The organism is Pseudoxanthomonas sp. 97-1-1 (assembly GCF_057773125.1).
Genome location: NZ_JBYMTJ010000001.1, coordinates 297,393 through 313,408, shown reverse-complemented (window position 1 = coordinate 313,408; position 16,016 = coordinate 297,393). Strand labels below are relative to the sequence as shown.

The following is a 16,016-nucleotide window of genomic DNA, read 5'->3' as shown; positions in this document are numbered from 1 at the left end:
CATGAAGCCGATCCTGCTGGATGGCAAATCCCTCACCCGCGACCGGCTGGTCGAGATCGCGTTCGGTGCCAGTGTCGAGTTGGACAAGGGGGCATTGAAGGACGTCGCGCGCGCGGCCGACTTCCTGGCCGAACAGGTCCGCCGCGAAGAGCCGATCTACGGCGTATCGACCGGCTTCGGCAGCAACGCCGACAAGCTGCTCGGAGCGCATCCGCTGCGCGACGAACTGCCGGGCGCGGTGAAGTCCGGGCGCTCGCTGCACGAAGAACTGCAGTACAACCTGATCGTCACCCATGCCGTGTGCGTGGGCGAACCGATGGCGCCGGAGATCGTCCGCGCCATGCTCGGCATCCGCATCAACACGTTGTTGAAAGGCCATTCCGGCATCCGCGTCGAGACGCTGCAGGCGCTCGCCGCGATGCTCAATGCCGGCATCGTGCCGGTGGTGCCATCGCTGGGTTCGGTCGGCGCGTCCGGCGACCTGGCGCCGCTGTCGCATCTGGCCATCGTGCTGCTGGGCGGTGGCGAGGCGTTCTACGAGGGCGAGCGCATCGCGGGTGCGGATGCATTGAGGCGCGCCGGGCTGTCGCCGGTCTCGCTGTCGTACAAGGAAGGTCTGGCGCTGAACAACGGCACCGCGCAGATGCTGGCGATGGGCGTGCTGGCGACCTATCGCCTGGACAACCTGCTGGACACCGCCGATCTGGCTGCAGCCATGACGATCGATGCCTTTGCGGGCCGGCTCGGCGCGTTCGCCGCAGAGGTCCATGCGCTGCGTCCGCATCCGGGCCAGGTGCATGTGGCCGCCCGCCTGCGCGATCTGCTCGAGGGCTCGACGCTCGCCGACATTCCCTATCACCTGGTACCGAAGTTCCGTCCGTGGCTGCCGCGCAGCTGGGATACCGAAGAAGCGCAGGCGCTGCGCTTCGACATCGGCTGGGACTGGGTGCCGACCGACCAGCGCCATGGTCGCGAGAAGTTCTATCGGCGTTTCATGCCATTCCGCGGTGGCAAGAAGCACCAGCCCCAGGACAGCTATTCGCTGCGCTGCATCCCGCAGGTGCATGGCGCCGTGCGTGATGCCGTCGAGCAGGCCAAGCGCGTGCTGGAGATCGAGCTCAACGCGGTCACCGACAACCCGCTGGTGTTCCCCGACAGGGAAGCGGACCACGTGGAGGAACAGGTGATCTCCGCCGGCCACTTCCATGGCATGCCGCTGGCGCTGGCGATGAGCTATGTGAAGGCGGCGATCCCGACGCTCGCGTCCATCTCCGAACGACGGCTCAACAAGCTGGTCGATCCGGCCACCAATGATGGGTTGCCGGCGTTCCTGATCGGCAACGAGGACGGCACCGAATCGGGCCACATGATCGTGCAGTACACCGCTGCGGCCATCGTCAACGACCTGGCCAGCCGCGCGCATCCGGCCAGCGTGTTTTCCGTGCCCACCAGTGCGAATGCCGAGGACCATGTGTCGATGGGCGCCAACGAGGCGCGCCACGTGCTGGCCATGGTGCAGGACCTGGGCAAGGTGTTGGCGCTGGAGCTGTACACCGCCGCGCAGGCGCTGGACCTGCGCCGCGACATGATCAATGCGGCTCGTGCGTTGTCGAATCGCACCGATGCCGAGGGGCTGGCGATGAAGGTATCGGGCGGCCCGCAGGCGGGCGCCGAAGGGCGCGATGCCTTCCTGGCCGAAGTCGACGCCCTGCGCGCCGCGCTGGCGGCCAGCGACGCGTTCCATCCCGGCCATGCCGTCGCAGCCGCGCACGCGGCGATCCGCGCGAAGATCCCCTTCCTCGAGCGCGACCGTGCACTGGATGGCGAAGTCACCACCGCCGTGCGTTTGGTGGAGTCGGGCGAGATCCTGGCGGCGATGCGGAACCGTTGAACGGTTCCCGTGTTGTAGGAGCGACGTAAGTCGCGACCGTACGAATGATGCTGCCCTGATGACAGGGCAGCAGATGCGCGTAGGGCGCTCTGTTTCAACGGTCCAATGCCGTGCCCGTGCTCTTGGGGGCCACGGTCGCGACTCACGTCGCTCCCACACGGTGGAGCGGCTATCTCACAACGTCCGCACGCAGTCCCGCCCCTCGGCCTTCGCCGCGTACAGCGCCTGGTCTGCGACCTGCAGTGCCGACTCCAGGCTGTCGCGCGCTTCCAGGTCCACGCAATGCACGCCGATGCTGGCAGAGACCGCGATTTCCAGGTCGCCGCTGCGGCACGGCTGCGCTCGCAACGCCTGGCGCAGTTCCTCTGCCACCACGCTGGCTTCCCCCAGGCCCATGCCGGGCAGGGCGGCGATGAACTCCTCGCCGCCGAAACGGGCCAGCAGCGCGCCATGCGGGCGCAGGGTTTCGGCCAGGGTGTTCGATGTGCAGCGCAGGCAGTCGTCGCCGACCAAGTGGCCGTACGTGTCGTTGATGCGCTTGAAGTAGTCCAGGTCGATCATCAGCAGCGAGATGGGACGCTGCGAGTTGCGCGACTGCGACAGCAGGTGCTCGAACGCCTCGCGGAAGTGGGTGCGGTTGTAGAGGTCGGTCAAGCCGTCGAGCCGGCTGGATTCGCGCAGTCGGTGATGGGCGGTCTCGAGTTCGGACATCGTCTGGCGGAGCTCGGCGGTACGCGATACCACCTGTGCTTCCAGCGAGTTCTTCGCGTCCCGCACGATGCGCTCGTTCTCGTTGCGCAGGGCGGCGTACCGATAGCCCAGGGCAACCGAGAGCAGCAGCATTTCCAGCGCCGAGCCGATCTGCACCCCGTACTCGGTGATGAACCGCTTCGGCAGCAGGCCGAAGGCGAGGGCCACGAAGATGCCCGTGCCCAGCAGGAACATCGCCCATGCGAGCAGGAACACCTTGGCGGGCCGGTAGCCACTGCGCACCACCACCAGCGTGATCACCGCGATCCATACGATGCTGGGGAACACCGCTGCGGACGCGATCGGTGTCGCCACGTGGTAGGGAAGCTGGGTGGCGGCGATGCCGAGCAGCACGAAGAAGGCGATGATCGCCTTGCTGATGCGGTCGCCCAGCCGCCATCGCGTATTGAGGTCGAGGAAGGTGCGCGAGAACTGCTGCATGCCGATCTGCGCCAGGCACACCGAGAGCGGCACCGACTTGTCGGCCAGCCACGTGGAATGGGGCCACAGGTATTCGAAGCCCAGTCCGTTGAGGGTGAACAGCACCAGGCCGAACGCGCTGATGTGGAAGAGGTACCAGAAGTAGCTGCCGTCGCGCAGTACCAGCCACAACACCAGGTTGTAGAAGAACAACGCCAGCAGGATGCCGTAGTAGATGCCGATGCCCAGTTGCCCGTCGCGCGACAGTTCGGCGAAGGCGGCAGGCGTGTAGAGGAACAGCGGGACCTGCATCGAGCTCTGGCTCTGCACGCGGACGAGCAGGTCGACCTGCTGCCCGGTGGGCAGGTCGAGCCAGAAGTTGGGATGGCGGTAGCGGATGCTGCGTTGCTCGAACGGGAAGGTGTCGCCGCCGATGTGGTGCACGGTGCGCCCGTCGGGATAGCGCGCATACACATCGATGCGGTCGCTCAGCGCGTACTGCTGCACCAGCAGCCAGCGCTGTTCGCGCGGGTTGGTGTTCTCGACGTTCACCCGGAACCAGAAGGCGCCGGTCTGGAAGCCGAACGAGGCATCACCATTCGGGAGTGGGGCGAAACCGCCTGCGGCGGCCTGCAACAACGCATCGTCGACGGTTGCGGTACCGCTGGCATCGTGCAGGTAGGTGGTCTGCGGGGCGAGCGGGAGGTAAGTGCTGTCCGGGCCGATGCGTGCGGGCGCCGAAGCGGCCGTGACAATCGGCCAGCACGCGAGCAGCAGCGCGCATATCGCCAGCCGGCAGCGCGATGCCATCGTGTTCCCTGGTGCCCGCATGCCCGTTCCCCCCCGGGTGCCCTCAGTGCCGTCGCTCTTCCCGCGGCAGCCGTCCGGCGTCCTTGGCAGTGTACTCATCGTCCCTGTCCGCTCCAGTCCATTCCGGGCCTCTCGATGCGGCGATGCCTATCCCAACGGAAAGCGGGGGACGTTCCAGACAGGCCCCGGTTGACGGCAACTGACTTCGCGCGTTAATGTATTAGCGCGTTAATACATCAGCTCAGCATCCTTTCCACGTCCACCGGTACCGCCCGCCCCATGAAGCGCCGCTCCCCCCACGAAGAATCCCCGGACGATGCGCCGTTGCAGGCGCTTTCCGAGGCCCTGGCTGCCTTGAGCCAGGCCGGAGAAGTGCGTGCGTTCCTGGAGGACCTCTGCACCCCGGCCGAGCTGGAGGCCATGTCCGACCGCTGGCGGGTGGTGCCGCTGCTGCTCAAGGGCGTGCCGTACCGGGAAATCCACGATCTCACCCAGGTCAGCGTGACCACCATCGGCCGCGTCGCCCGCACGCTGGAGCGGGGTGCCGGCGGTTACGCCGCCGCCATGCAGCGCCAGCAGAGCGGGACGGCAGCCGCCTCCCACTGAGTTTCCAGAATGAGTCCCTCCCTCACTCCCGCGACGCGTGAGCGCCTGCGCATCGCCATCCAGAAGAGCGGGCGGCTGGCCGAGCCCGCGCGCACGCTGCTGGCCGCCTGCGGCCTGAGCTGGCGCGAAAGCCGCGACAAGCTCTTCTGCTACGGCGAGTCGCTGCCCGTGGACCTGCTGCTGGTCCGAGACGACGACATTCCCGGGCTGATCGCCGACGGCGTGTGCGACTTCGGCATCGTCGGGCGCAACGAGCTCGACGAACAGGCCGGCGAGCGCGCGTTGAACGGCATGCCGCAGGCCTATCGCGAACTGCGCCCGCTCGGCTTCGGCAGTTGCCGCCTGATGCTGGCGATACCCGACAGCTGGGAATGGGCGGGCCCGCAGCAACTGCAGGGCCTGCGCATCGCCACCAGCTATCCATCCATCCTGCGCCAGTGGTTGCAGGCGCGCGGCATCGACGCGGCCGTGGTGGAGCTTTCCGGTTCGGTCGAGATCGCACCGAAGCTGGGCACCGCGGACCTGATCTGCGACCTGGTTTCAAGCGGCGCCACCCTGGCGGCGAACCAGCTCAAGCCGGTGGAGACCCTGCTCGAGAGCGAAGCCGTACTTGCCGGCCCTGCGCGCGAGTTCGACGATGCCCGCGTGGGCCTGGCCGACATGTTGCTGCGCCGGCTCGATGGTGTCCTGAAGCTCAAGGACAGCAAGCTGCTGATGTTCCGCGCCGAGCGCGAAACGGTGCCGGCACTGTCGCGGCTGCTGACCGACAGCGAGGGCCTGGTCACGCTGCCCGGTGGCGAGGAGGGACCTGTATCGCTGCAGGCGATGTGCCATGGCGCAGTGACCTGGCAGCGGCTGGAGGAGCTGCAACGTGCGGGCGCACAGGGCCTGATGGTGCTGTCGGTCGAGAGGTCGCTGGCATGAGTGCGTCGCTTGCCACCCGCTACGATTGGGACGCCCTGGACGAAACCTCCCGCGCCGCATTGCTGGCGCGCCCGGCTCAGGCCGTGGCCCAGCGCACGCGGGATGCGGTCGCCGGCCTGCTGGCCGACGTGCAGGCGCGCGGCGACGTGGCGTTGCGCGAAGTGACCCTGCGCTTCGATGGCGTGGAGCTCAGGGCATTCGACGTCAGCGAAGAAGAGTTCGCCGCCGCGCACACTGCCGTGCCCGCCGACCTGCGCGAGGCAATGCAGGATGCGGCCGGCCGCATCGAAGCTTTCCACCGTGCCGGCATGGCGCAGCCGTACGCTGTCGAAACCGCACCGGGCGTGGTCTGCGAGCGGGTGATCCGCCCGATTCCCCGGGTCGGCCTGTATGTCCCGGCGGGCAGCGCACCCTTGCCTTCCACGGCGCTGATGCTGGGCGTTCCATCGCGTCTGGCCGGCTGCCGTGACGTGGTGCTGTGCACGCCGCCGCGCAGGGACGGCACCGCTGATCCGGCGGTGCTGGTGGCTGCGCAGCTGACCGGCGTGCGCCGCGTCTTCAAGCTTGGTGGCGCGCAGGCGATCGCCGCGATGGCATTCGGCACGGGCAGTGTGCCCAAGTGCGACAAGCTGTTCGGCCCCGGCAACAGCTATGTCACCGAGGCGAAGCAACAGGTCGCGCAGGGCGGTGCAGCCGCCATCGATATGCCTGCGGGGCCGTCCGAAGTGCTGGTGATCGCCGATGCAGGCGCCGATGCGGCCTTCGTCGCCGCCGACCTGCTGTCGCAGGCGGAACACGGTCCGGATTCGCAGGTGCTGCTGCTGTCCGATGACGATGGCTTGATCGAGCGAGTGCAGGCGGAGCTGGAATCGCAACTCGTGATGCTGGATCGCGCCGACATCGCGCGGCAGGCGCTGTCGTCGTCGCGGCTGGTGAAGGTGTCCTCGCTGGAGGATGCCTTCGCCATCAGCAATCGCTACGCACCGGAACACCTGATCGTGGCGCTGCGCGAGCCGCGTGCCTGGCTGGACCAGGTCGAGGCCGCAGGCTCCGTGTTCCTCGGCGACTACACGCCGGAGGCACTGGGCGACTACTGCAGCGGCACCAACCATGTGCTGCCCACTGCGGGCGCGGCACGGGCCTACAGCGGCGTCAGCGTCGCCAGCTTCCAGAACTTCGTCAGCGTGCAGTCTGCCAGCCGTGCCGGCATTGCCGCCATCGGCGACTGCGCGTTGACGCTCGCGCGCGCGGAAGGGCTGGACGCGCACGCCCATGCCGTCGCGATCCGTCTGCGCAGGGCGGCCGCATGAGCGGCGTCGGTTCCCTGGTGCGTCCAGACCTGCGCGGGTTCGCCGGCTACAAGTCTGCGCGCAGTGAATCCGTGCGCGGCGACATATGGTTGAACGCCAACGAGTCCGCATGGGCGAACCCTGCGGACGGGGAGGGTCGCAGCCGCCGGTATCCGGAGCCGCAGCCGCCGGCCCTGCGCGCGCGGCTTGCGCAGCTCTATGGCGTGGCGCCGGAACAATTGCTGGTCGGGCGCGGCAGCGATGAAGCCATCGACCTGCTGGTGCGGGCACTGTGCGTGCCGGGGCAGGACGCCATCGTGGTGACGCCGCCGGTGTTCGGCATGTACGTGGTCTGCGCACGCCTGCAAGGGGCGCGCATCGTCGAGATTCCACTGGTCGACCACGAGGCCGGCCTCGCTGCCGACCTGGACGTGATCCGCGATGGGGCGCTGGCGCAGGGCGCGAAGCTGGTGTTCCTGTGCTCGCCGTCGAACCCGGCGGGCTCGGTCATTCCGCTGCAGGGCGTCGCGGCATTGGCGCGTGCGCTGGATGGGCGTGCGCTGGTGGTGGTGGACGAGGCCTACGCCGAGTTCGCCGACGGCGCGTCCGCGACCACGCTGCTGGACGCGCATGCCAACGTCGCCGTACTGCGGACGCTGTCGAAAGCGCATGCACTGGCGGCCGCACGCATCGGAGTGGTGATCGGCGGTGCGGAGCTGATCACCGTGCTGCAGCGCTGCCAGGCGCCGTATCCCGTGCCGACGCCCTGTGCCGATCTGGCGCTGGAGGGACTGTCCGATGCGGCGGTCGCGCAGACGCGGGAACGGGTCGCCGTCGTGCGTCGTGAGCGCGAGCGGCTGCTGTACGCGCTGGCGCGGATACCCTGCGTGCGCCATGTCTATCCCTCGCAGGGCAATTATCTGCTGGCGCGCTTCAGCGATGCCGAGGGCGCATTCCGCGCCTTGCTGGCTGCGGGGGTCGTGGTGCGCGACCAGCGCGCGGCCCCGCAACTCGGCGATGCGTTGCGCATCACCATCGGTTCCCCGGAGCAGAACGATCGCGTGCTGTCGGCGTTGAACATGCAGGAGGTGGCCGCATGATTTTTCCGTCTGTCACTGCCCCCCGGGCCGTCCCTGTTAGAGGTGCTTCGGCCTCGATCGAATTGCCCGCAGGGATACTCAACAATCTGGCTGTTTCGGATATGGGCGCGCTGCGACGCGTTTATCGTCCTGGGTATGGCAGCGCTATCGGGGCGCGGGCTGAAGCCCCTCCTGCAGAGGCCGTGCCATGACGCCGATTCTTTTCATCGACCGCGACGGCACCCTCATCGAAGAGCCGGAAGACTTCCAGATCGATGCGTACGAGAAGGTCCGCTTCGTCGCCGGTGTCATTCCCGCGCTGCTGAAGCTGCGCGACGCCGGCTACCAGTTCGTCATCGTCAGCAACCAGGACGGACTGGGCAGCGAGCAGTATCCGCGCGCCAGCTTCGACGGTCCGCAGGCGTTGATGATGCAGGTGTTCGAAAGCCAGGGCATCCGCTTCCGCGACGTGCTGATCGATGAAAGCTGGCCGCACGAGAACAAGCCCACCCGCAAGCCCGGCATCGGCCTGATGGTTCCTTACCTGCAGGACCGTGGCATCGACTGGTCGCGGTCGGGCATGGTCGGTGACCGGCCGACCGACATCCAGTTCGCCGACAATCTGAAGATCCGCGGGTTCCAGTTGAAGACGGCGCAGTTCGGGGGCGAGTGGGACTGGGCCGGCATCGCGCATGAGTTGGCGGACGCACCACGTCGTGCGGTCGTCCAGCGGAACACCAGGGAAACCAGGATCCGCGTCGAAGTGGATCTCGACCGCGTCGCGGAGCCCGTCGCGAAGACCGGCCTGCCGTTCTTCGACCACATGCTGGAACAGATAGGCAAGCATGGCGGTTTCGCGCTGGACGTGCGTGCGGAGGGCGACCTGCACATCGATGAGCACCACACGGTGGAAGACACCGGCCTGGCGCTGGGGCAGGCCCTGAAGGAAGCACTGGGCGACAAGCGCGGCATCGGCCGCTACGGCTTCACGCTGCCGATGGACGAGACGCTGGCCAGCGCGGCGCTGGATTTCAGTGGCCGGCCGTACTTCGTCTTCAACGGCGAATTCAGGCGCGAACGTGTCGGTGACCTGCCGACCGAACTGGTGCCGCACTTCTTCCGCTCGCTCTGCGATGCCTCCGGGCTGAACCTCAACCTGAGCGTGCAGGGCGACAACGACCACCACAAGGTGGAAGCCTCGTTCAAGGCGCTGGCGCGCGCGTTGCGCCAGGCCGTCAAGCGCGAAGGGGCGGAACTGCCGTCCACCAAGGGTGCCCTGTGATGCGTGTCGCCCTGATCGATGCCGGCGGTGCGAACCTGGGGTCGGTGCGCTACGCACTGGACCGCCTGGGCGTGGAGCCCGAGCTGACCACCGATGCGGACGTCATCCGTGCAGCGGACCGGGTGATCCTGCCCGGCGTCAGCACGGCTGCGCAGGTGATGGGCGGCTTGCGCGCATCGGCGCTGGTGGATGTGCTGCGGACGCTGGAAAAGCCCTTGCTGGGTGTCTGCGTGGGCATGCAGATTCTGTTCGAGCATTCCGAAGAGGACGACACGCCCTGCCTGGGCCTGCTGCCGGGCCGCGTGGCCAAGCTGCCCGCCACGCCCGGCATCCGCGTGCCGCACATGGGCTGGAACACGCTCGCGTCGCGGCGCGAATGCCTGTTGACCCGCGACATCGCCGACGGCCGCCACGCGTACTTCGTCCACAGTTATGCCGCGCCTGTCACGGCCGATTGCGTGGCCTCCAGCGAGCATGGGGTGCCGTTCGCCGCCATCGTGCAGCGTGGCAACGTGGGGGGGGCCCAGTTCCATCCCGAGCGGTCGGCGGATGTCGGCGCGCGTCTGCTGGAGAATTTCCTGAAGTACGGTGTGCAATGAGCGGATTCACGGTTTATCCCGCCATCGATGTGCGCGAAGGTCGCGTGGTCCGGCTGGCCCAGGGCGACTATGCGCGCGAGACACGCTATGACGGCACGCCGCTGGATGTCGCGATGCGTTACGCCGCGCAAGGTGCGGAATGGCTGCACCTCGTCGACCTGGATGCGGCACGGGCGGGTGGCTACACCCTCGCACCGCTGCTGGGCGAACTCGCGCAACATACGTCACTGAAGGTGCAGACCGGGGGAGGCGTGCGCCAGCGCGATGACGTGGCGCGCATGCTGGCGGCGGGCGCGCAGCGCGTCGTGGTCGGCTCGCTGGCCGTGCGCCAACCCGACACCGTCCTGGCCTGGCTGGCCGAGTTCGGCAGCGACCGCATCACGGTCGCGCTCGACACGCGCCGCGACGATGGCGGGGTCTGGCGCCTGCCGGTGCATGGCTGGACGGAAACCGCATCGGAAACACTGGATGAACTCGCGTCGCGCTACGCCGAGGGTGGCCTGCGGCACCTGCTGTGCACCGACATCGCCCGCGACGGCATGCTGACGGGACCGAACCTGGACCTCTACGCGCACCTGCGACAGGTCGTGCCGTCGTTGCAGGTGCAGGCGTCCGGTGGCGTCAGCGCCCTGGTCGATGTCACCGGGGCACGTGCCGCCGGTTGCGCCGGGATCGTGCTCGGGCGGGCATTGCTGGAAGGCAGGTTCGAACTGCCCGAGGCGCTGGCATGCTGAGCCGTCGCATCATTCCCTGCCTGGATGTGCGCGAAGGCCGCGTGGTCAAGGGCGTGAAGTTCCGCGACCATGTCGACATGGGCGACATCGCCGAACTGGCGTTGCGATACCGGGACGAAGGCGCGGACGAACTGGTGTTCTACGACATCAGCGCGAGTCCGGAGGGACGCTCCGTGGACTACGCCTGGATCGAGCGCGTGTCACGGCTGCTCGACATTCCGTTCTGCGTGGCGGGCGGCATCCGCGACGTCGAGACGGCACGGCGGGTGCTGCACAGCGGTGCCGACAAGGTGTCGGTGAACACACCTGCGCTGGAGCGCCCCGGTCTCATCGGCGAGCTCGCCGAGGCCTTCGGCGTGCAGTGCGTCGTGGTTGGCGTGGATTCCATTCGGGAAGCGGACGGCGAGTGGCGTGTGCGCCGCTACACCGGTGATCCTGCGAAGATGCAGGGCGCCGGCTTGCGTACGCTGGATTGGGTGGTGCAGGCGCAGCGGCTGGGTGCCGGCGAGATCGTGTTGAACTGCATGGACCAGGACGGCGTACGGCGTGGTTACGACATCACGCAATTGCAGGCCGTGCGCGCGGTGTGTGGCGTGCCCTTGATCGCCTCCGGTGGTGCGGGCGAGGTGCAGCATTTCGTCGATGTGTTCCAGCAGGCGGACGTGGATGGCGCGCTGGCCGCCAGCGTGTTCCACAGCGGGCATATCGCGATCCCGGCGTTGAAAAGGGTGTTGGCAGAGCAAGGCATCGAGGTGCGGCGTGGCGACTGAAATGATGAGGATCGACATCGACCCCTCGGCGCTGGACTGGACCAAGGGCGATGGCCTGCTGCCCGTCATCGTGCAGGATGCAGGAAACCTGCGCGTGCTGATGCTGGGCTACATGAACCGGGAGGCGCTGGACGCCACCCTGGCGAGCCGGCGCGTGACCTTTTTCAGCCGCAGCAAGCAGCGTCTGTGGACCAAGGGCGAGAGCTCGGGCCATGTGCTGGAACTGGTCTCGGTGGAGGCCGATTGCGACAACGATACGCTGCTGGTCCTCGCGCATCCGCAGGGACCGACCTGCCACCTGCAGCGGCCCAGTTGCTTCCCTTCGGCGCCGTCGGCGTTCCTGTCGGACCTGGATGCCTTGGTGGCGCAGCGCGACCGCGAGCGCCCCGTCGACAGCTACACGACGCGCCTGTTCGACGCCGGCGTGCGCCGCATCGCGCAGAAGGTGGGCGAGGAGGGCGTGGAAACCGCATTGGCCGCAGTCGCGCAGGACGAGACCGCACTGCTCGGCGAGAGCGCCGATCTGCTGTACCACCTGACGGTCCTGCTGCGGGCACGCGGCCTGTCGCTGGCCGAGGCCGTCGACGTGCTGCGCCAACGCCACGCGTCCACGTAGGGCACGCCCGTTCCTGCAGATTCCGGGTGGCCTGCCGGATGTGGGAGCGACGTAAGTCGCGCGCTTCTTCCTTCAGACATCACGACATCTCCCCCCGGCCGGATGACCGTCGCGACTCACATCGCTCTACATCGGCGATGCCGTTGCCTGCGCCATAATCCTCCGGTCTTTCCGGCTGGAGTCGCCATGCGCGCTTCGTTGATCGCTCTCGTCCTGGCGCTGTTGGCGGTCCCCGCGCATGCGCTGCCGCCTCCGTGCAGCGGGGGACAGGTGTATGAGGACCGCAACGGCAACGCGACCCGCGATGCGGGTGAGCCGGGCCTGCCGGGCATCAAGGTGTCCAACGGTATCGACATCGCGGTCACCGATGCGCAGGGCGAATACAGCCTCGATTACGTGGACGGCCGCACCCTCTTCATCATCAAGCCGGCCGGCTACGACCTCGCGGCGCGGCCGGACGGCCTGCCGGCCCGCTGGCGCAACCTGCAGTACCACGCCGGTCCTGCGCTGAAGCATGGCGGCATCCCGCAACGCCAGCCCGACTGCACGCACTTCGGCCTTCGACCGCAGGCGGCAGCCGCAACGAAGGGCGAACTCGATGTGCTGTTGTTCGCCGACAGCCAGACTTCGTCTGTCAAGGACGTGGACTATTACTGGCGCGACATCGTGCAGCCCCTGGTCGGGAAACACGGGGCGGCGCTGGGCCTGACCCTGGGCGATGTCACCAACGACGACCTGTCGCTGTACCCGGAGATCCTGCGCACGACGATGAGCCTGCAGGTGCCGTGGCTGTTCATCCCCGGCAACCACGATCTGGATTTCGACGCCGCGGGAGATGAAGACTCGCTGCGCACGTTCCGCCATCACCTGGGCCCGGACACGTTCGCCTGGGAAGAAGAGGCGGCGACGTTCATCGGCCTGGATGACGTGATCTACCAGCCAGGCCAGACACCGTCGTACTTCGGCGGGCTGCGCGAGGACCAGTTCGCCTTCCTGCAGGCCTACCTGCCGACGGTGCGCAAGGACCGGCTGCTGGTGATCGGTGTGCATATCCCGGTCTACGAGCCGGGTGCTCGCGGTTTCCGTTCGGCAGACCGCGAGCGCCTGTTCGCCATGCTGGAGGATTTCCCGCACGTGCTGCTGCTCAGTGGGCACACCCATACGCAGCGGCACTGGTACCACGACGCTTCCACCGGTTGGCACGGATTGCAGCCGTTGCACGAGTACAACGTCGGCGCCGCCTGCGGTGCCTACTGGTCGGGCGTGAAGGATGCGGAGGGCATCCCCGACACGACGATGGCCGATGGCACGCCCAATGGCTATGCGCGGCTGCGCGTGCGCGCGGGTGGCGAGTACGCGCTGTCGTGGCACCCGGCGCGCGGCACGGACGACAGCGGCATCGGGTTGCATGTGCCGCGCGTGTTGCGGAAGGGGGCGTATCCGGCATGGGGCGTGTTCGCCAATGTCTACATGGGGGATGCCGAGACCCGTGTCGAGTACCGGATCGATGGCGGCGAATGGAAGCCGATGAAGCGTGTCGAACGGCCCGATCCGCGCTTGCTGGTGGAGAACATGCGCGACGACGCGGCCGATGCGTTGCGCGGCTACGACCGCTCGCCGGAGGCCGAAGCTTCCCCGCACCTCTGGCGGGGCGCCTTGCCGACGGACCTGCCCGAAGGCGAACATGCGGTGGAGGTGCGCGCGTTCGACCGCTGGCGCGGCGAACGATCGGCTCGCACGTCGTATCGCCTGCAGCTCGCGGAGCCCTGATCATGGCCATGACGGAACTTCCCATCGAACACTTCGTGGACGCCGCCGCCTGGGAACGCTGGCTGGAGCGCCACCCCGCGTCCGATGGCGTGTGGCTGAAAATCGCGAAGAAGGATTCGGGCCTCGCGTCGGTCAGCTATGCCGATGCGCTCGACGTCGCGCTGTGCCACGGCTGGATCGACGGGCAGAAGAAGGGGTTCGATGCGCAGTGCTTCCTGCAGCGCTTCACGCCGCGTCGCCCGCGCAGCACCTGGTCGAAGATCAATGTCGGCAAGGTCGACGCGCTGGTCGCGGCGGGGCGGATGCGGCCCGCCGGATTGCGCGAGATCGAACAGGCGAAGGTCGATGGCCGCTGGGATGCCGCCTACGATGGCGCGCGCTCCATGGAGGTACCCCCCGAGCTCGCGCAGGCACTGGCGAAGAACCGGAAGGCAAGGGACTTCTTCGAGGCGCTCGACAGGACCAACCGTTACGCCGTGTGTTGGCGCGTGCAGACCGCGGTGAAGCTCGAAACGAAACGGACGCGGGTGGAGAAGCTGGTCGCCATGCTGGCGCGCGGCGAGAAGATCCACGCCTGAAGCCATGAACGGAAACGCCTCCCGATGGGAGGCGTTCTGTGTCCTTGCGGGCGAGCGGAGGCTGGCGGGCGAGGCATGCGTGGCTGGCTGGCGTTGGGCTGGCTTGCGACGTGCGCGCAGTCTAGGGAAACACGCCCCGGCATGTGGAAACGCGAATCGCTCTCATCGCTGGGCGCGGCTCGCACGGACGCTGACCCAGGCCCCGGCCAGCAGCAATACGATGGCGACGCCCTGTATCCAATGCGCCTGCGCGCGCCCCGACGCCACCAGCAGCAGGGTCGACAACAACGGCGCCAGGTAGGACAGGCTGCCCAGCAGCGCGATATCGCCGCGCTTGGTGCCGTGGTCCCACAGCCAGAACGCGGCACCCACCGGGCCGATACCCATGAGCACCAGCACGACCCACTGGCTTGCGGTGGGGGTGACCGTGTCCTCGCCCAGCAGGTGAGCGAGGGTGCCCAGCACCGCGACGCCCGCGCAGGCCACGGTGATCGCCGCGCTGGGCACGTCGGCATGGCGTCGGTTGAGCACCGAATACATGGACCAGATCAGGGCCGCGCCCAGCGCGGAGAGATAGCCGGGTACATGGGATGGCTCGACCTGCAAGCTGCGGCCGCGCGTCACCAGCAGTATCGCCGCGACCAGGCCCAGTCCGGTGCCCAGCCACTGCCCGGGGCGCACGGAGACGCCGCCGAAGATGCCCGCGAACACCACGATCAACAGTGGCCACAGGTAGTTGAGCAGGTTGGCTTCCACGGCCGGTGCACGCTTCAGCGCGATGAAGTACAGCGCGTGGTAGCCGAACAGCGCCAGCGTCGACAGGGCGAACGCGGGCAGCGGCTGGCGCAGTTCGCCCCAGCCGGCGCGGCCGCGCACTCCTGCGCGCAGAAGCCCCAGTGCCGCCGCGATGCCGAAACCGGTCGCCAGCACCTGGAAGGGCGGCAGGTCGCCCGTCGCCGTCGTCAACAGCGCCAGCGACGCCCACAGCAGGATCGCGACCAGCCCCACCAGGGTGGCGCGGCGCTGCGAAATGGCATCGCTCACGCGGTGGGCAGCTCGATGTCAGCGAAGGAGTCGACGCGCACGTGGCCATGCGCCGCGTCGCCTTCGCGCGGCGCAGGGTAGTCGTCCAGCCGGTCGATCAGGCGCGTCTGCAGGCCTGCGTCGCGCGCGGCATCCAGTTCTTCCACCACGTCGGACAGGAACAGGATGTCCCCCGGGTCCACACCGATGCGGTCGGCGATGGTCCGGTAACTGGCTGCTTCGCGCTTGCCGCCGACTTCGGTATCGAACCAGCCCGAGAACATCGGCGACAGGTCGCCGGCGTCACTGTGGCCGAAGAACAGTTTCTGCGCCGGTACGGAACCGGAGGAATACACATACAGCGGATAGCCCTGCGCGTACCACTTGCGCAATGCCGGCGCGGCGTCGGGATAGATGTGCGCGGTGAAATCCGCATCGCGGTAGCCGGCTTCCCATATCAGGCCTTGCAGCGCTTTCAGTGCGGTGTGTTTGCGGTCCTGGTCGATCCAGCCCTGCAGCGTCTCCACGATGACGTCATCGCTGCAGATACTGCCGTGCTCCGTGGCGACCACGTCGAGCCAGCGCCGCACCTCGGGTTCCTGCCCATGCTCGCGGACGAAGCCGGGCAGGGCGCGGCGCGCGTACGGGAACAGCACGTCCTTCACGAACGAAATGCTGCTGGTGGTGCCTTCGATGTCGGTGAGGATGGCGGAAACGGGCATGTGGTTCTTCTGGTTCGCAGTAGAGCGGAGCTTGCTTCGCTACGCTTTTCATGGGGAGCAAAGGGAGGGCAGCAGGAGCCGATCCTTGGCGCGACGGTTCATCCCCCTCGTTTCGCCGGACCCTCACCCCAACTCCTCTCCCGACGGGAGAGG

The 16,016-nt window shown here is 67.9% G+C and carries 15 protein-coding genes; 12 read left to right on the top strand and 3 right to left on the bottom strand.

Features of this window, described 5'->3' with window-relative positions:
• Position 1 precedes the first annotated feature (1 nt).
• Positions 2–1,891, top strand: coding sequence for an HAL/PAL/TAL family ammonia-lyase (locus AC3DET_RS01420; protein ID WP_488390495.1), 1,890 nt, complete (start codon positions 2–4; stop codon positions 1,889–1,891).
• A 174-nt stretch (positions 1,892–2,065) separates the two neighbouring features.
• Here AC3DET_RS01420 and AC3DET_RS01415 read toward each other — a convergent pair whose 3' ends face one another.
• Positions 2,066–3,871: a sensor domain-containing diguanylate cyclase gene (locus AC3DET_RS01415; protein ID WP_488390494.1), complete on the bottom strand. Its 1,806-nt coding sequence runs from the start codon at positions 3,869–3,871 to the stop codon at positions 2,066–2,068.
• A 279-nt stretch (positions 3,872–4,150) separates the two neighbouring features.
• Here AC3DET_RS01415 and AC3DET_RS01410 point away from each other — a divergent pair, with 279 nt between their 5' ends.
• The 11 genes from AC3DET_RS01410 (at position 4,151) to AC3DET_RS01360 (ending at position 14,118) form a co-directional block, all read left to right on the top strand.
• Positions 4,151–4,477, top strand: coding sequence for a YerC/YecD family TrpR-related protein (locus AC3DET_RS01410; RefSeq protein ID WP_337730009.1), 327 nt, complete (start codon positions 4,151–4,153; stop codon positions 4,475–4,477).
• Positions 4,478–4,486: 9 nt separating this feature from the next.
• The gene (gene hisG, locus AC3DET_RS01405) at positions 4,487–5,401 is read left to right on the top strand and encodes an ATP phosphoribosyltransferase (RefSeq protein ID WP_488390493.1); all 915 of its coding nucleotides are present in this window, start codon (positions 4,487–4,489) and stop codon (positions 5,399–5,401) included.
• Complete coding sequence (gene hisD / locus AC3DET_RS01400) at positions 5,398–6,711, top strand: histidinol dehydrogenase (RefSeq protein ID WP_488390492.1); 1,314 nt, start codon at positions 5,398–5,400, stop codon at positions 6,709–6,711. Before hisG ends, hisD begins: the two co-directional genes overlap by 4 nt.
• On the top strand, positions 6,708–7,790 hold the full coding sequence (gene hisC / locus AC3DET_RS01395) for a histidinol-phosphate transaminase (protein ID WP_488390491.1): 1,083 nt from the start codon (positions 6,708–6,710) through the stop codon (positions 7,788–7,790). The genes hisD and hisC overlap by 4 nt, the downstream gene beginning before the upstream one ends.
• Before the next feature lie 187 nt (positions 7,791–7,977).
• Positions 7,978–9,051, top strand: coding sequence for a bifunctional histidinol-phosphatase/imidazoleglycerol-phosphate dehydratase HisB (gene hisB / locus AC3DET_RS01390; RefSeq protein WP_337730005.1), 1,074 nt, complete (start codon positions 7,978–7,980; stop codon positions 9,049–9,051).
• Positions 9,051–9,650, top strand: coding sequence for an imidazole glycerol phosphate synthase subunit HisH (gene hisH, locus AC3DET_RS01385; protein WP_488390490.1), 600 nt, complete (start codon positions 9,051–9,053; stop codon positions 9,648–9,650). The genes hisB and hisH overlap by 1 nt, the downstream gene beginning before the upstream one ends.
• Positions 9,647–10,384, top strand: a complete 738-nt coding sequence (gene hisA / locus AC3DET_RS01380; protein WP_488390489.1) for a 1-(5-phosphoribosyl)-5-[(5-phosphoribosylamino)methylideneamino]imidazole-4-carboxamide isomerase — start codon at positions 9,647–9,649, stop codon at positions 10,382–10,384. The genes hisH and hisA overlap by 4 nt, the downstream gene beginning before the upstream one ends.
• A complete protein-coding gene (gene hisF, locus AC3DET_RS01375) occupies positions 10,378–11,154 on the top strand; it encodes an imidazole glycerol phosphate synthase subunit HisF (RefSeq protein ID WP_488390488.1) in 777 nt (258 codons plus the stop codon). The genes hisA and hisF overlap by 7 nt, the downstream gene beginning before the upstream one ends.
• 1 nt (position 11,155) lies before the next feature.
• Positions 11,156–11,770, top strand: a complete 615-nt coding sequence (gene hisIE / locus AC3DET_RS01370) for a bifunctional phosphoribosyl-AMP cyclohydrolase/phosphoribosyl-ATP diphosphatase HisIE (RefSeq protein ID WP_488390487.1) — start codon at positions 11,156–11,158, stop codon at positions 11,768–11,770.
• Between the two features lie 186 nt (positions 11,771–11,956).
• Positions 11,957–13,540 (top strand): calcineurin-like phosphoesterase C-terminal domain-containing protein, encoded by a 1,584-nt coding sequence (locus AC3DET_RS01365; RefSeq protein ID WP_488390486.1) that lies wholly within the window; start codon positions 11,957–11,959, stop codon positions 13,538–13,540.
• Positions 13,541–13,548: 8 nt separating this feature from the next.
• Positions 13,549–14,118 carry a YdeI/OmpD-associated family protein gene (locus AC3DET_RS01360; RefSeq protein ID WP_488390485.1) on the top strand — a complete coding sequence of 190 codons (570 nt, stop codon included), beginning with the start codon at positions 13,549–13,551 and terminating at the stop codon, positions 14,116–14,118.
• Between the two features lie 162 nt (positions 14,119–14,280).
• On the opposite strand, the gene yddG is transcribed toward AC3DET_RS01360, so the two are convergent.
• Both yddG and mtnC read right to left on the bottom strand, forming a co-directional pair.
• A complete protein-coding gene (yddG, locus tag AC3DET_RS01355) occupies positions 14,281–15,162 on the bottom strand; it encodes an aromatic amino acid exporter YddG (protein ID WP_488390484.1) in 882 nt (293 codons plus the stop codon).
• A complete protein-coding gene (gene mtnC / locus AC3DET_RS01350; RefSeq protein ID WP_488390483.1) occupies positions 15,159–15,863 on the bottom strand; it encodes an acireductone synthase in 705 nt (234 codons plus the stop codon). Before mtnC ends, yddG begins: the two co-directional genes overlap by 4 nt.
• Positions 15,864–16,016 lie beyond the last annotated feature (153 nt).

What these genes read in the sequence shown, in the direction of transcription:
- AC3DET_RS01420 (WP_488390495.1), top strand. Translation starts at nt 2, where the DNA reads ATGAAGCCGATCCTGCTGGATGGCAAATCCCTCACCCGCGACCGGCTG.
- AC3DET_RS01415 (WP_488390494.1), bottom strand. Translation starts at nt 3,871, where the DNA reads ATGGCATCGCGCTGCCGGCTGGCGATATGCGCGCTGCTGCTCGCGTGC.
- AC3DET_RS01410 (WP_337730009.1), top strand. Translation starts at nt 4,151, where the DNA reads ATGAAGCGCCGCTCCCCCCACGAAGAATCCCCGGACGATGCGCCGTTG.
- hisG (WP_488390493.1), top strand. Translation starts at nt 4,487, where the DNA reads ATGAGTCCCTCCCTCACTCCCGCGACGCGTGAGCGCCTGCGCATCGCC.
- hisD (WP_488390492.1), top strand. Translation starts at nt 5,398, where the DNA reads ATGAGTGCGTCGCTTGCCACCCGCTACGATTGGGACGCCCTGGACGAA.
- hisC (WP_488390491.1), top strand. Translation starts at nt 6,708, where the DNA reads ATGAGCGGCGTCGGTTCCCTGGTGCGTCCAGACCTGCGCGGGTTCGCC.
- hisB (WP_337730005.1), top strand. Translation starts at nt 7,978, where the DNA reads ATGACGCCGATTCTTTTCATCGACCGCGACGGCACCCTCATCGAAGAG.
- hisH (WP_488390490.1), top strand. Translation starts at nt 9,051, where the DNA reads ATGCGTGTCGCCCTGATCGATGCCGGCGGTGCGAACCTGGGGTCGGTG.
- hisA (WP_488390489.1), top strand. Translation starts at nt 9,647, where the DNA reads ATGAGCGGATTCACGGTTTATCCCGCCATCGATGTGCGCGAAGGTCGC.
- hisF (WP_488390488.1), top strand. Translation starts at nt 10,378, where the DNA reads ATGCTGAGCCGTCGCATCATTCCCTGCCTGGATGTGCGCGAAGGCCGC.
- hisIE (WP_488390487.1), top strand. Translation starts at nt 11,156, where the DNA reads ATGATGAGGATCGACATCGACCCCTCGGCGCTGGACTGGACCAAGGGC.
- AC3DET_RS01365 (WP_488390486.1), top strand. Translation starts at nt 11,957, where the DNA reads ATGCGCGCTTCGTTGATCGCTCTCGTCCTGGCGCTGTTGGCGGTCCCC.
- AC3DET_RS01360 (WP_488390485.1), top strand. Translation starts at nt 13,549, where the DNA reads ATGACGGAACTTCCCATCGAACACTTCGTGGACGCCGCCGCCTGGGAA.
- mtnC (WP_488390483.1), bottom strand. Translation starts at nt 15,863, where the DNA reads ATGCCCGTTTCCGCCATCCTCACCGACATCGAAGGCACCACCAGCAGC.